Origin of the sequence: Megasphaera sp. MJR8396C (assembly GCF_001546855.1) — a bacterium.
In the GTDB taxonomy this organism is placed as follows: Bacteria; Bacillota; Negativicutes; order Veillonellales; family Megasphaeraceae; genus Megasphaera.
In genome coordinates, this window is sequence record NZ_KQ958153.1 from 57667 (window position 1) to 72373 (window position 14707).

At 52.8% G+C, this 14707-nt stretch carries 11 protein-coding genes and 1 other annotated feature; of the genes, 10 read left to right on the forward strand and 1 reads right to left on the reverse strand.

The window, feature by feature from the left end:
- The first annotated feature begins 4 nt into the window (after nt 1-4).
- The 3 genes from HMPREF3201_RS02160 to sufU are packed head-to-tail and all read left to right on the forward strand — an operon-like array spanning nt 5 to nt 2779.
- On the forward strand, nt 5-1141 hold the full coding sequence (locus tag HMPREF3201_RS02160) for a SufB/SufD family protein (protein WP_062411524.1): 1137 nt from the start codon (nt 5-7) through the stop codon (nt 1139-1141).
- Nucleotides 1104-2324 carry an aminotransferase class V-fold PLP-dependent enzyme gene (locus HMPREF3201_RS02165; protein ID WP_062411525.1) on the forward strand — a complete coding sequence of 407 codons (1221 nt, stop codon included), beginning with the start codon at nt 1104-1106 and terminating at the stop codon, nt 2322-2324. Before HMPREF3201_RS02160 ends, HMPREF3201_RS02165 begins: the two co-directional genes overlap by 38 nt.
- 17 nt (nt 2325-2341) lie before the next feature.
- Nucleotides 2342-2779 (forward strand): Fe-S cluster assembly sulfur transfer protein SufU, encoded by a 438-nt coding sequence (sufU, locus tag HMPREF3201_RS02170; RefSeq protein ID WP_044503005.1) that lies wholly within the window; start codon nt 2342-2344, stop codon nt 2777-2779.
- Between the two features lie 94 nt (nt 2780-2873).
- Here the strand turns inward: sufU and lgt are convergent, their stop codons facing one another.
- On the reverse strand, nt 2874-3668 hold the full coding sequence (lgt, locus tag HMPREF3201_RS02175; RefSeq protein WP_062411526.1) for a prolipoprotein diacylglyceryl transferase: 795 nt from the start codon (nt 3666-3668) through the stop codon (nt 2874-2876).
- A gap of 126 nt (nt 3669-3794) precedes the next feature.
- Here lgt and HMPREF3201_RS02180 point away from each other — a divergent pair, with 126 nt between their 5' ends.
- From HMPREF3201_RS02180 to thrS, 7 genes are all read left to right on the forward strand, one after another.
- The gene (locus tag HMPREF3201_RS02180; protein ID WP_062411527.1) at nt 3795-5552 is read left to right on the forward strand and encodes a glycosyl hydrolase family 18 protein; all 1758 of its coding nucleotides are present in this window, start codon (nt 3795-3797) and stop codon (nt 5550-5552) included.
- Between the two features lie 83 nt (nt 5553-5635).
- Complete coding sequence (gene leuS / locus HMPREF3201_RS02185; RefSeq protein WP_197408249.1) at nt 5636-8116, forward strand: leucine--tRNA ligase; 2481 nt, start codon at nt 5636-5638, stop codon at nt 8114-8116.
- A 105-nt stretch (nt 8117-8221) separates the two neighbouring features.
- The gene (locus HMPREF3201_RS02190; protein ID WP_062411529.1) at nt 8222-8836 is read left to right on the forward strand and encodes an NUDIX hydrolase; all 615 of its coding nucleotides are present in this window, start codon (nt 8222-8224) and stop codon (nt 8834-8836) included.
- A gap of 353 nt (nt 8837-9189) precedes the next feature.
- A complete protein-coding gene (locus tag HMPREF3201_RS02195) occupies nt 9190-10341 on the forward strand; it encodes an acyl-CoA dehydrogenase (protein WP_062411530.1) in 1152 nt (383 codons plus the stop codon).
- 73 nt (nt 10342-10414) lie between these two features.
- On the forward strand, nt 10415-11230 hold the full coding sequence (locus tag HMPREF3201_RS02200; protein WP_062411531.1) for an electron transfer flavoprotein subunit beta/FixA family protein: 816 nt from the start codon (nt 10415-10417) through the stop codon (nt 11228-11230).
- A gap of 21 nt (nt 11231-11251) precedes the next feature.
- Nucleotides 11252-12268, forward strand: a complete 1017-nt coding sequence (locus tag HMPREF3201_RS02205) for an electron transfer flavoprotein subunit alpha/FixB family protein (RefSeq protein WP_062411532.1) — start codon at nt 11252-11254, stop codon at nt 12266-12268.
- Between the two features lie 146 nt (nt 12269-12414).
- Nucleotides 12415-12633: a binding site (T-box leader), on the forward strand.
- Between the two features lie 36 nt (nt 12634-12669).
- Nucleotides 12670-14577, forward strand: coding sequence for a threonine--tRNA ligase (gene thrS, locus HMPREF3201_RS02210; protein ID WP_062411533.1), 1908 nt, complete (start codon nt 12670-12672; stop codon nt 14575-14577).
- Nucleotides 14578-14707: the final 130 nt, after the last annotated feature.

The window sequence follows — 14707 nt, forward strand, 5'->3', positions numbered from 1 at the left end:
TATTATGGCAGCTAATACAGATAAAATCCAGTATAACCAACTCCCGCGCCCGACTTTTCGCTGGATGAAAGTCAACTACCTTGAATTGGACCGCCTGGCTGACAAGGCCGGCTCCGCTTATCGCCCGGAAGAACGCCACGACGGCGACGTTTCCGTCAACTTCTATGACGGCAACGGCATTCCCGACCTCGGCGATTTCCAAGGTTCCAATGCGGAAGCACTTGAAAATGCACTGAACAAAGCCAATTCCGGCTGCGCCGTCACCATCGGCGAACACCAGAAGGGCTCGGTTCACTTGAAATACAGCGTCAGCGCCGATCAGCCTCAGCTTTCGGCACAGCTCAAGATCGAAGCAGCAGCGCACAGCGATGTGACGGTCTACCTCGAATTTGACGGCGACGCCGACGACGGCATGGTCAACTTCCTGACCTACGTCAAGACCGGGGAAAAAGCCCGCGTCAAAATCAGCAAGGTCCAGCTCAACGGCCGCAGTGTACGCCACGTCGAACACCGCTACGGCGATGCCGGTAAGGAAAGCACCATCGACTACGTCAGCGCTGAATTAGGCGGCAAGACGGCCATCGTCTACTATAAGACCGACCTCATGACCGAAGAAAGCAATTTCAACAGCCAGGCCATGTACCTCGGCGACGACGACCAGATCGTCGACTTCTCCTATTGGGTCCCGACCAAAGGCGTCAAGACCAATACGGACATCTTGACGACGGGGGCTCTCCTCGACACGTCGAAGAAATACTTCCGCGGGACCATCGATTTCCTGCGGGGCAGTAAGAAGGCCGTCGGCTCTGAATCGGATATCTGCATCCTCTTAAGCCCGGAAGTCCACTCCATCTCCGTACCGCTCCTGCTCTGCAAGGAAGACGACGTCGTCGGCAACCATGCCGCCAGTGCCGGTCAGATTGACCAGGACAAGTTGTTCTACCTCATGAGCCGCGGCTTCAACGAAATCGGCGCCCAGCTGATCATCGTCGAATCGAATATCCGCCCGGTCATCGACGCTCTCGGTGACAAGGATTTAGAAAATAAAGCGCTCCAAGCTGTACGTGAAAAAATGCAGTTCTGCCGCAAGAAAGGTGATTGCCATGCTAAATGTACGCAAAGATTTCCCAATCTTGACTAAAGTCCATAACGGACATCCCATCGTTTACTTTGATAACGCCGCTACGACGCAGAAACCGCGTCAGGTCATCGACGCCATCGTAGATCTCCTCGAACATCACAATGGCAATCCTCACCGCGGCGCTCACATCCTCAGCATCGAAGCCGGCGAACTGTACGACGAAGCTCGTGAGTCCGTCCGCCGCTTCATCAACGCTCCGTCGACGGAAGAAATCGTCTTCGTCCGCAATACGACGGAAGCCCTGAACCTCATTGCCCGCAGCTATGCCGAACCGAAACTGAAAAAGGGCGACAAGATCGTCATCCCCATTTCTGAACACCATTCCAACCTGGTCACCTGGCAGCGGGTCTGCGAAAAGACTGGTGCCGTCCTGGAATTCATGTACCTCGATAAAGAAGGCCACTTCACGGACGAAGATTTGGCTAAGATCGACGACAAGACCAAGATCGTTTCCTTCGCTGCCGTCAGCAACGTCTTCGGCATGAAGCGTCCGGTCAAGGACATCGTCGCCAAAGCTCATTCCGTCGGTGCCATTGCCATCGTCGACGGCGCTCAGTCCGTTCCTCACATGAAGACCGACGTCCAGGACCTCGACTGCGACTTCTTCGTCTTCTCGGGGCACAAGATGTGCGGCTCGGCCAGCACGGGCGTCCTCTACGGGAAAAAGGCCATCCTCGAAGGGATGGAACCTTTCCTCCTCGGCGGCGACATGATCGAATACGTTCAGGAACAGTCGACGACCTTCAACGAACTGCCCTTCAAATTTGAAGCCGGTTCCCAGAACGTCGAAGGCGCCGTAGCTCTCCACGCCGCTATCGACTACTTGGAAAAAATCGGCATGGACAAGGTCGAAGCCCACGAAGAAGTCTTGACCAAACGCTGCCTGGAAGGGATGGAAAAGATTCCTCACATCCACATCATCGGCAGCAAGGATCCGTCGGAAAAGACCGGCGTCATTACCTTCACCATCGACGGCGTCCATCCTCATGACGCAGCGACGATCCTCGACAGCTTTGGCATCGCCATCCGTTCGGGTCATCACTGCGCACAGCCTCTTGGCGCTCATTTAGGCGTAGAAGCATCGAATCGGGCCAGCTTCTATATCTACAATACGGAAGAAGAAGTCGACTACTTCCTGGAAAAACTGCCCCTGGTCCGCAAACAGATGGGTTTTAAAGACTAAGGAGTGTTCAACGAGCTATGGAAAATATGAACGAATTGTATTCCGACATCATTCTGGAACACAATCAATCGCAAGCCAATAAACGCCTTTTGGATGTTGCCAACATCAGTGAACACGGCCACAACCCGAGCTGCGGCGACGACATCACCCTCCAGGCTGACATTCAGGACGGCGTCGTCAAAGATGCCGCCTATACGGGCCACGGCTGTGCCATCAGCCAGGCTTCGGCCGATATCATGATCGACCTCATCAAAGGCAAGAGCGTTGAAGAAGCCCTGCGCCTGGTCGACCTCTTCCTGGACATGATCAAGCGGGAAATCACCGACGATGATGAGCTGGAAGAATTGGAAGACGCCATTGCCCTGAAGAACATTTCCAATATGCCGGCCCGCGTCAAATGCGCCGTCCTGGCATGGCATACCTTGAAGGCTGCCTTGGAAAAGGGTCAGAACTAAAACTTTATATGAAGACCGCGCTTCGGCACGGCATGAAAAAAGGACAGCCCCGAAAGGAGCTGTCCTTTTTGTATCCCTAAGGGGATCTGTCCGGTTATGCCTGGGCCTTATCTTCCGTGTCGGTCGTCCCTTTGAACTGCAGGTAAAGGAAGACGACAAAGGCGATGACGAAGGCGATGACGCTGGTCATCTGCGCTGATTTCAGACCCATGGTCAGGTTGACGTAGTCGCCGCGGAGAAATTCCAGGAAGAACCGTTCAATGGCGTAGAGCATGACGTAGAGGCTGAAGACCTGGCCCTTCTTGTGGGGGAAGGAACTGTAAAAGAGGAGGACGACGAAGACCAGGACGTCGATCTGTCCTTCCCAGACTTCGGCTGGCCACAGGGGCTGACTGCTGTAGGTCTGGTAAGCCAGGGTCGTTTCGGGATAGACGATACCGAAATTGCCGCCTGTAGGATGGCCGAAGGCGTCGCCGTTCATGAGATTGGCCATGCGGCCGATGGACTGGCCCAAGATGATGGCCGGCGCTAACAGGTCGCCAAAGGCCCAGGTGTCGATGTGGTAGTGCTTCGTATAAAGGATGCCGGCAATGGCGCCGAATAAGAGGCCGCCCTGGATGGCCATGCCGCCTTGCCAGACGTAGGGGATTTCCGTCAGGTGATGCTGGTAGTAGGCCCAGTCGAAGAAGAAGACGTCCCACAGGCGTCCGCCGACGATGCCGGCCAGGCCGCAGTACATGGTGAAGTCGAAGATGTGGACGTGCCAGCCGCGGCCGTCACGCTTCATGATGTAATAGGCCGTCAGTCCTGACGAGATGATGCCCAGCATAAATAACAGTCCGTAAGCCCGGACGGGGAAGGAGCCGATAAAAAATAGATACTGATGCAATATAAAACCTCCTTTAGGTGTGGTATAATGAGAAAATATGGACGGGAGTTGAAAGTTGTTCGCGTTCACCATAGAATTATACAGGATTGAACTTTTTTTTCCAATCCTCACGAGGAGGAAAGAATCATGAAATATAACCATGCTGTGAAAGTTTCCTGCCTGACGGGACTGATCACCTTGTCCCTGACGGCTTTTTCCTTTGCTGCTGCCCCGGCCGACGACAGTTCCAAGGCGTCGGATCCGGCCTTCAGCGTGCCGACCGTGGCCAATCCCATTCCCAATGAAGTCGTAAAAGACCTTGAAATCGTCGAAGACCAGGGCCGCTGGCTGGTATCGGACAAGGCCCTCAGCCGCTACGGCATCAAAGAAGCCGATAAGAGCAAGGGGACCTATTGGTTCCGCCTGCCAAAGGCGGACAACGGTTCGACGGCCTGGCAGGGCGACCCCGTTCAGCTGACCCTTCCCGGACGGGCCGTCAGCGGCGGCCGGACGATCAATATCAAAAACGTCCGCCGGCCCCTTGGCATCAGCTACGTCCTGGCCGAAAACCCGACCGAGAAAAATACCCTCTTGCCGCCGGAACAGTCCGTAAGCACGGCACCGGAACTGCACCGGGAACCAAACCGGAAGCCGGCAGCCGCCAAGGAAGGGAAGATGGGCCTGGTCCTCTTCTGGGATCCCCTCATGAAGGAAGACGCCGATCTGCCGTCCCTTCAGACTCACCAGCCGATCATGTCGCCGACGGCCTTTCGACTGACCAAGAACGGCATCGAACTGCGCAACCCCGATTTTGATATGCTGGCCGAAACGTATGCCGCCAAAGGCTACGCCATGTGGCCCCTCATCGACAACAACTTCGATCCCAAGCTGACCCACGAAATCCTGTCCGACAGCCGCCTGCAGGATACGATGGTCCGCCAGCTCATGGGCTACGCCATCCTCTATGATTTTAAAGGCTACAACATCGACTTTGAAAACGTCAATTATAGCGATAAAGACAAACTGACGGCCTTCGTCCGTAAGATTTCCGACGCCGCCCATGCCTATGGCCTGAAGGTGTCCATGGACGTCACGCCGCCGTCGGACAGCCCCAATTGGTCCATGGTCTACGACCGGGCCGCCCTGGCACCGCACCTCGACTACTTGATGATCATGGCTTACGACCAGTTCGGACGGACCAGTCCCGTCGCCGGTCCCGTCGCATCCTACCCCTGGGTAGAACGAGCTGTTCAGAACACCTTGAAACTGGTCCCTGCCGAAAAGATCGTCCTCGGCATGCCCCTCTACATGCGGCTGTGGTATGAATCGAAAGACGGCCGCGACCTGCCGCAGAACATCGCCGACTGGCCGGCCGTCGTCGGAGCGACGCCGGTAAAAGGGGCCAAGGCCGAATCCGACACCGTCCAGGACAAGGCGAAGACGAGCGAGCCGATGCTGGTTGAAGTTGAAACGGCTGCCGAAGAAGCGGCCCGTCAGGCAGCAGAAAACAAGGACGGCGTCATCGTTCCCATCGACTTTGACGGCGATTCGTATAAACGGGCTGCCGTAACGCCGGTGAAGAAAATGGTCAAACCGGAACCGGATCAGCCTGCCGTCACTGGCGGCAAGGCCAAGCTCTTCGTTCGGACCCTCACCATGGCCGACAGTGAAGCCGTTCTCAAGGCTTATAAGAACTACGTCGTCTGGAACAAGGACCTGGGGCTCTACTACTTGGAACTGCCCATGAAGACGGGTACCGTTAAAATTTGGATAGAAGATGAAAAATCCTTAAAAGCTAAGGCTGAACTCATCCAAACTTATGGATTGAAGGGTGCGGCCTTCTGGCGAAAAGGATTTGAACCGGCCCATTTTTGGCAGGGATTTGCAAAACATGAATTGACTTGACGCCATGAGGCCACTATAATAATATTCAAGACGCTGTAAGACAGGCTGTCTTTATTTTGACTGGGGCAGGATAGGAGGCTCTTATATTGGAAAAGTACATTCCACAGGAAATCGAAAAGAAATGGCAGCACGTTTGGGAAGAACACCACTGTGACTGCTGCAGTGAAGACAGCGGCAAACCGCCGTATTACGTATTAGAAATGTTCCCGTATCCCTCGGGAAATCTTCATATGGGCCACGTCCGCAACTACACCATCGGCGACGTCATCGCCCGCTACCGCCGCATGAACGGCTACAACGTTCTCCATCCTATGGGTTACGATGCCTTCGGCATGCCTGCTGAAAACGCAGCCATTAAGCACAACATTCCGCCGGCAGAATGGACGTACAGCAATATTGAAAACATGACCCGCCAGCAGAAATCCCTGGGCCTGTCCTATGACTGGGACCGCGAAGTGGCGACGTGCCACGAAAAGTACTATAAGTGGACCCAGTGGATCTTTGAGCTGTTCTATAAACGCGGCCTGGCTTACCGCAAAGAAGCCAAGGTCAACTGGTGCGACACGTGCAACACCGTTTTGGCCAACGAACAGGTCATTGACGGCAATTGCTGGCGCTGCGACAATCCGGTCGTCAAAAAGGACCTCAAACAGTGGTTCTTCAAGATCACCGACTATGCCGACCGCCTCTTGGAAGACCTCGAAGAACTGCCGGGCTGGCCGGAACGGGTCAAGACCATGCAGAAGAACTGGATCGGCCGCAGCGAAGGGGCTGAATTCTCCTTCGACATCCCGGAAATCGGCAAAAAGGTGCCCATGTTCTCGACTCGTGTCGACACGATTTTCGGCGTCACCTACATCGTCTTGGCACCGGAACACGAATACGTCGCCAGCCTCATCAAGGGCAAGGCCAACGAAGCCGAACTCCAGGCCTTCATTACCCGCATGAAGAACATGAGCGACATCGACCGCACGGCAACGGATGCCAAGAAAGAAGGCATGTTCACCGGTGCCTATGCCATAAACCCGGTCAATAACGAAAAGGTCCCCATTTGGATTGCCAACTACGTCCTGGCCGACTATGGGACCGGTGCTGTCATGGGCGTACCGGCTCACGACCAGCGCGACTGGGAATTTGCCAAAGAATTTGACCTGCCCCTGCGTCTCGTCGTCCAGAATAAAGAACAGAACCTCGATCTTGCGACCATGGAAGAGGCCTACCACGAACCGGGGACCCTGGTCAACTCCGGCGAATTCAACGGCCTGACTGACGAAGAAGGCCGGAAAGCCATCACCAAATGGCTGGCCGACAAGGGCCTTGGCAAGAAGACCGTCAACTATAAGCTCCGCGACTGGCTCATCTCCCGTCAGCGCTATTGGGGCGCTCCCATTCCGATTATCTACTGCCCGACCTGTGGCGAACAGCTCGTCCCTGAAGACCAGCTGCCGGTAAAATTACCGGAAGACGTCAAATTCACGGCCGGTGCCGTATCGCCTTTGGCGACGAGCGAAAGCTTCGTCAACTGCACCTGCCCGAAATGCGGCGGCCCGGCCAAACGGGAAACGGACACGATGGATACCTTTATCTGCTCGTCGTGGTACTTCCTGCGCTATACCGACGCCCGCAACGATGAACAGGCCTGGGATCCCAAGAAGGCCAATCACTGGATGAACGTCGACCAGTACATCGGCGGTATCGAACACGCCATCCTTCACCTCATGTACTCCCGCTTCTTCATGAAGGTCTTCCATGACGCCGGCCTCGTTGAAAAGAAAGAACCCTTTGAACGCCTCCTGACTCAGGGAATGGTACTCCTCGACGGCAGCAAGATGAGTAAATCCAAGGGCAACATCGTATCTCCGGAAGACATCATCGCCAAATACGGTGCCGATACGGCCCGCTTATTCATCCTCTTTGCCGCACCGCCCGAACGCGATCTGGGCTGGTCCGACCAGGGCGTCGAAGGCTCGTATCGCTTCTTGAACCGCGTATGGCGCATCGTCCACCAGTTCCAGGAAATGGAAAAGATCGGCGCCTCCGACAAGAAGTATACCGAAGGGGAAAAAGAACTGCGCTTTGAAGAATTCAAGGCCATTGCTAAGGTTACGGAAGACGTCCTCGGCAAAGACGGTGACTACGGCCTCAATACGGCCGTCAGCTCGATCATGGAATACGTCAACGCCATGCACGCCTATGCCGGCGCTAACACGACGATCCATGAAGACGTGGCCTTGGAAGTCAATAAGAACCTGCTCAAGATCCTGGCTCCCTTTACGCCGCATATTACGGAAGAGCTGTGGCAGATCTGCGGCTTTGAAGGCAGCGTCCACCAGGAAGCCTGGCCGGAAGTCGACAAGACGGCCCTCGTCGTCGATGAAATCGAACTGCCGATCCAGGTCAACGGCAAGGTCCGCGACCGCCTGACCGTCGCCGTCGACGCCGACAAAGACGCTCTCGAAGCACAGGTCCTGGCTCTGCCGCATATCAAAGAATTCATCGGCGATAAGAAGGTCGTCAAATTTATCGTCGTACCCAAGAAAATCATCAATATCGTCGTCAAATAAGGCGATGTGAATATATTCGACAAAGGAGGGGACTGTCTATTCGGCAGTCTCCTTTTCTTTAGATTGTTCTTATTGTAACGTAATGTATGCTGAAAGGAGATTGACATGAAGCCTTTTACGCCTTGGCCCGAACGCATTGTCCGTCAAAACACCTGCCTCAATACCGTTCCCTGCGCCGTCTTGGTGCCGGTCATTCACAAAGATGGGGAAGAACATCTGGTCTTTGAAGTCCGCAGCAGTAAACTCGACTGGCAGCCCGGCGAAATCTGCTTTCCCGGCGGCCGCATCGACAAGACCGACGCCAGCCCCTTGGCGGCAGCCCTGCGGGAAACGAGGGAAGAACTGGGTGTCAGTGCCGACCACATCCACCTCTGGGGGCCTTTGGACTACCTGGAATCGCCTGTCGGCGTGACTGTCTGGCCCTTTGCCGCCTATATGGACACGACGGACTTTACCTTGAGCGCTGGTGAAGTCGATCACACCTTTACGGTGCCCTTGAAATGGTTCGACGACCATGAGCCGGAAATCGGCCGCATCGAGCTGGCTACCAGGCCGGCACCGGATTTCCCTAAAGACCTGGATATGCCCATGCGAGGGGAGTGGCGGCCGCGCCGTACCTATAATATAAAGATTTATACATACGGCAATTATAAAATTTGGGGAATTACGGCACATATCCTTGACAACTTCCGGGGTATCCGTGCTATAATACAACCGTAAGCTTTCCTAAGTATTTGTAACCAGTATAGTTAGGTATAGGAATTAAAGCCTACCGTAAAAATAAGACGTACCGTGTCAAGGCTATTTTCTCCTTTTTGCCTTATTAGTACAAAAAAGTCTTGTTAATACGATAAGATGAGAAAATGGAATGGTTATATTGTGATTTATAGCACTTTTGCTATTGATTTAACTTGTGAAAAGTTGTACAATGCACTTGTAAGCACTGAGACCGTGTGAATATATATCCAAGCTGTTTTTTTGTATTAACCGGACAATGTATTGTCTCAGATTTCAGGTTTTTATCTCAAGGCTTTACTGTAAATTAACTATACACTAAGGAGAGTGGACACATCATGGATTTTAACTTAACAGAAGTACAACAGGATTTCATGAACCTCGCTAGAGATTTCGGTGAAAAGAGATTGGCTCCGACCATCATGGAACGCGATCATCAGGGCATTTATGATGATGCACTTATCGCTGAATTGCTCAGCTTGGGCATCACGGGCGCTTACTTTGAAGAAAAGTACGGCGGTGCTGGCGATGACGGCGGCGACGTTTTGAGCTACATCCTGGCTGTTGAAGAATTGGCTAAATATGATGCTGGCGTTTCCATCACCTTGTCGGCAACGGTTTCCCTCTGTGCAAACCCGATTTGGCAGTTCGGTACGGAAGAACAGAAAGAAAAATTCTTGGTTCCCTTGGTTGAAGGCACGAAACTCGGCGCTTTCGGCTTAACCGAACCGAATGCCGGCACGGACGCTTCCGGCCAGCAGACTGTTGCTGTTAAAAACGACGACGGCACGTACACCCTGAACGGCTCCAAGATTTTCATCACCAACGGCGGCCATGCTGATATCTACATCGTCTTCGCTATGACCGATAAGAGCAAAGGCAACCACGGCATCACGGCCTTCATCCTCGAAGACGGCATGCCTGGCTTCACTTATGGTAAAAAAGAAGACAAGATGGGCATCCATACTTCCGTTACGATGGAACTCGTATTCCAGGACGTCAAAGTTCCGGCTGAAAACATGCTCGGCGAAGAAGGCAAAGGCTTCAAGATCGCTATGATGACCCTCGACGGCGGCCGTATCGGCGTTGCCGCTCAGGCTCTCGGTATCGCAGAAGCTGCTTTGGCAGATGCTGTTGAATACTCCAAACAGCGTGTACAGTTCGGCAAACCGCTCTGCAAATTCCAGTCCGTTTCCTTCAAATTGGCTGACATGAAGATGCAGATCGAAGCTGCTCGTAACCTCGTTTACAAAGCTGCTTGCTTGAAACAGGAAGGCAAACCGTTCACGGTTGATGCTGCTATTGCAAAACGCGTTGCTTCCGACGTTGCTATGCGTGTTTCCACTGAAGCTGTCCAGATCTTCGGCGGCTATGGCTACAGCGAAGAATATCCGGCTGCTCGTCATATGCGCGATGCTAAGATCACCCAGATCTACGAAGGCACGAACGAAGTTCAGCTCATGGTTACAGCTGGTGCTCTGTTAAGATAATTGAAGTTTATGATGCAGGCTTGGCATCAGCCAAGCCTGTTGCATAAAAAAAGACTTTAGGAGGCAAACGTAAATGGAAATATTGGTATGTGTCAAACAAGTTCCGGACACAGCAGAAGTTAAGATTGATCCCGTTAAAAAGACCATCATTCGTGCTGGTGTTCCTAACATTTTCAACCCTTTTGACCAGAACGCACTGGAAGGCGCTTTACAGTTGAAGGATGCTGACAAGGATAACGTAAAGGTTACGTTACTCTCCATGGGTCCTGAACAGGCTAAAGACGTTCTCCGCGAAGGCCTTGCTATGGGGGCTGACGACGCTTATCTCGTATCCGACCGTAAACTCGGTGGTTCCGATACGTTAGCTACGGGCTATGCTTTGGCACAGGCTGTTAAAAAAGTTGCTGAACTTAAAGGCATCGAAAAATTCGATATGATTCTTTGCGGCAAACAGGCTATCGACGGTGATACCGCTCAGGTTGGCCCGCAGATCGCCTGCGAACTCGGCATTCCGCAGATCACCTATGCTCGCGATATCAAAGTTGAAGGCACCAAAGTCACTGTCCAGCAGGAAAACGAAGAAGGCTACATCGTAACCGAAGCCGATTTCCCTGTCCTCATCACAGCTGTTAAAGACTTGAACGAACCGCGCTTCCCGACCATCCGCGGCACGATGAAAGCAAAACGCCGTGAAATCCCGACCTTAGACGCCGCTGCTATTGGTGTCGATGAAACGCTCATCGGTTTGAATGGTTCTCCGACAAAAGTTCGTAAGACTTTCACGCCGCCTCAGAGATCCGGCGGTCTCGTCCTCAAAGTTGAAGACGACAACGAACAGGCAGTTGTCGACCAGCTCATGGAAAAACTGACTGCCCAGAAAATCATTTAATTCTAAGGAGGAACAGTGAAAATGGATTTAGCAGAATGCAAAGGCATTTATGTAATTGCTGAACAGTTTGAAGGCAAATTACGTGATGTATCTTTTGAATTGTTGGGTCAGGCCCGTATCTTGGCCGACACCATTGGCGACGAAGTTGGCGCTATTCTCATTGGTAAAGATGTAAAACCGTTGGCACAGGAACTCATTGCTCACGGTGCTCATAAAGTATACGTCTATGACGACGCAAAACTCGAACATTACACGACGACGGCTTATTCGAAGGTCATCTGCGACTTCTTCGAAGAAGAAAAACCGAACGTATTCCTCGTCGGTGCTACCAACATCGGCCGTGACCTCGGCCCGCGTGTTGCCAACACCTTGAAAACCGGCCTTACGGCTGACTGCACGCAGCTCAGCGTTGACGACGACGGCAAGACCATCGTATGGACTCGTCCGGCTCTCGGCGGCAACATCATGGCTGAAATCATTTGTAAAGACAACCGCCCGCAGATGGGTACGGTTCGTCCGCACGTCTTCAAAAAACCGGAAGCTGACCCCAATGCAACGGGCGAAGTTATCGAAAAAGAAGTTAAATTGAGCGATGCTGACTTCTTAACTCGTTTCGTCGAACTCATTAAAATGGGCGGCGAAGGCGTTAAGATCGAAGACGCTGACATCATCGTTTCCGGCGGCCGCGGCATGAATGGTGAAGAACCGTTCGCTACGGGCATCCTGAAAGAATGCGCAGACGCTCTCGGTGGCGCTGTCGGTGCTTCCCGTGCCGCAGTTGACGCTGGCTGGATCAGCGCTCTCCATCAGGTAGGCCAGACGGGTAAAACCGTTGCTCCGAAGATCTACATTGCCTGCGCTATCTCCGGTGCTATTCAGCACTTGGCTGGTATGTCCGGCTCTGACTGCATCATCGCCATCAACAAAGACGAAGATGCTCCGATCTTCAAAGTTTGCGACTACGGTATCGTAGGTGACGTCTACAAAGTTCTTCCGATGCTCACAGCAGCTATCAAGAAAAAGAAAGGCATCGCATAAGTTACCTGATTGTGCATGATAAAAGCACTGTCTCCTTCGAGACAGTGCTTTTTTTTTGAAAGACATCTTCTCCGTGGAAAGATGATTTCTCTGACTTGACAAGGGGAGAAACGTGCCGTATAATTTACGCATACCTTAGATATAAGAGAAAAGCTTTGAAAAGGACAAGACTTTACAGCACCTTTATTTCAGAGAGAGGTACCATGGCTGCGAGTACCTTATAAAGTCTGAAGAGTTACCGCCTTCGAGCTGAGTTTCCGAACTGAGTAGGGAGCTCCGGACGCCCCGTTACGGCGCTTGAGTACGCTGGGATTTTTCCCGGTGAACTAGGGTGGAACCACGTGAGTAATGCTCTCGTCCCTTGAGGACGAGGGCTTTTTTTATTAAGGAGGATGTTTCGTATGGCAGAATTACTGTTGAAAGATGGAAGCAAAAAACAATTTTCCGATGGCATTTCTCTTGCCCAGGCCGTTAAAGAACTGAGCAACAGTCTTGCAAAGAAGGTATTGGTCGCAAGAGTAAACGGCGAAGTCACGGACCTTCGTGAAACCATCGTCGATGGCTCGACGGTCGAATTCTTTACCTTTGCCGATCAGGAAGGGAAGGATACCCTTCGCCATACTGCCTCTCACATCATGGCCCAGGCGATCCAGCACCTCTATCCGGGCGTAAAGTTTGCCATTGGCCCGTCCATTGAAAACGGCTTCTATTATGACCTCGATACCGAACACCGTTTCACGCAGGACGACTTCCCGGCTATTGAAGCTGAAATGGCTAAAATCGTAAAAGAAAACCTTCCTATTACTAAAGAAATCCTGTCCCGTGCCGATGCTTTGAAACTGTTCAAAGATGCCGGCCAGGACTATAAAGTAGAACTCATCCAGGACCTTCCGGAAGATGCCGTCATCTCCCTCTATCGCCAGGGCGACTTCTACGACCTCTGTGCCGGTCCGCACTGCGAATCGACAGGCCGCGTCAAAGCCTTTAAGATCCAGACCGTCGCCGGTGCTTACTGGCGGGGCGATGAAAAGAACAAGATGCTCCAGCGTATCTACGGGACGGCTTTTGAAAAGAAATCCGAACTCGATGACTATTTGAAGATGATGGAAGAAGCCGAAAAGCGCGACCATCGTAAATTGGGCAAACAGCTCGGCCTGTTCATGCTCAGCGAATACGGTCCGGGCTTCCCGTTCTTCCTCCCCAAGGGCATGATCGTCCGCAACCTGCTCATCGACTACTGGCGCGAAGTTCATCGCCGCTACGGCTATCAGCAGGTCATGACCCCGATGATCATGAACCGCGAACTCTGGGAAACTTCCGGTCACTGGGATCATTACAAAGAAAACATGTACTTCACCAAGATCGACGATGAAGACTATGCTATCAAACCGATGAACTGCCCGGGCGGCATGTTGGTCTATGCCAACGAACCCCATTCCTATAAAGAACTGCCGCTGCGCATCGGCGAATTGGGCCTCGTTCACCGTCATGAATTGTCCGGTGCCCTCCACGGCCTGTTCCGTGTCCGCTGCTTCACTCAGGACGACGCCCACATCTTCATGATGCCCAGCCAGATCGAAGACGTCATCCAGGAAACAATCCGCCTCTTCGACGAAGTCTATGCAACCTTCGGCCTGACCTACCACGCTGAACTGTCGACTCGTCCGGAAAACTCCATGGGCGACGACGCAACTTGGGACATGACCACCAATGCCCTGCGCAAAGCCATGGAAGACTTCGGCCTCGACTACAGCATCAACGAAGGCGACGGCGCTTTCTACGGTCCGAAGATCGACTTCCACCTGAAGGACTCCATCGGCCGTACTTGGCAGTGCGGTACCATCCAGCTGGACATGCTCCTGCCGGAAAAATTCAACCTCACCTATACCGGTGAAGATGGACAGAAACACCGTCCGGTCATGATCCACCGCGTCGTTTACGGTTCGATCGAACGCTTCATCGGCATCTTGACCGAAAACTATGCCGGCGCTTTCCCGACCTGGTTGGCTCCGGTTCAGATCAAGATCCTGCCGATTTCTGAAAAACACTTGGCATACTGCCAGGACGTCGCCAAGAAGATGGAAGCCAAAGGCATCCGCGTCGAAGTCGATGAAAGCAATGAAAAACTGGGTTACAAGATCCGCAAAGCTCAGATGGAAAAAGTTCCTTACATGGCCGTCGTCGGCGATAAGGAAATGGAAAACGGCGCCTTCGGCCTGCGCGACCGCTCGAAAGGCGATTTAGGCGACAAGCCGATCGATGACGTCATCGAACACATCCTTCATGTGAGCGCAACAAGAGAAGGCTAATCTCGTTTGTCGAAAGCGTGCCCTGTGGTAAGCCCTCGAAGGACGAATATACAGTATATAAGCTGTCGAAAGACGGCGAAAAGGGGCTGTTTTTAGGACAGCCCCCTTTCTTTTTCTATAAAGGAGTTCC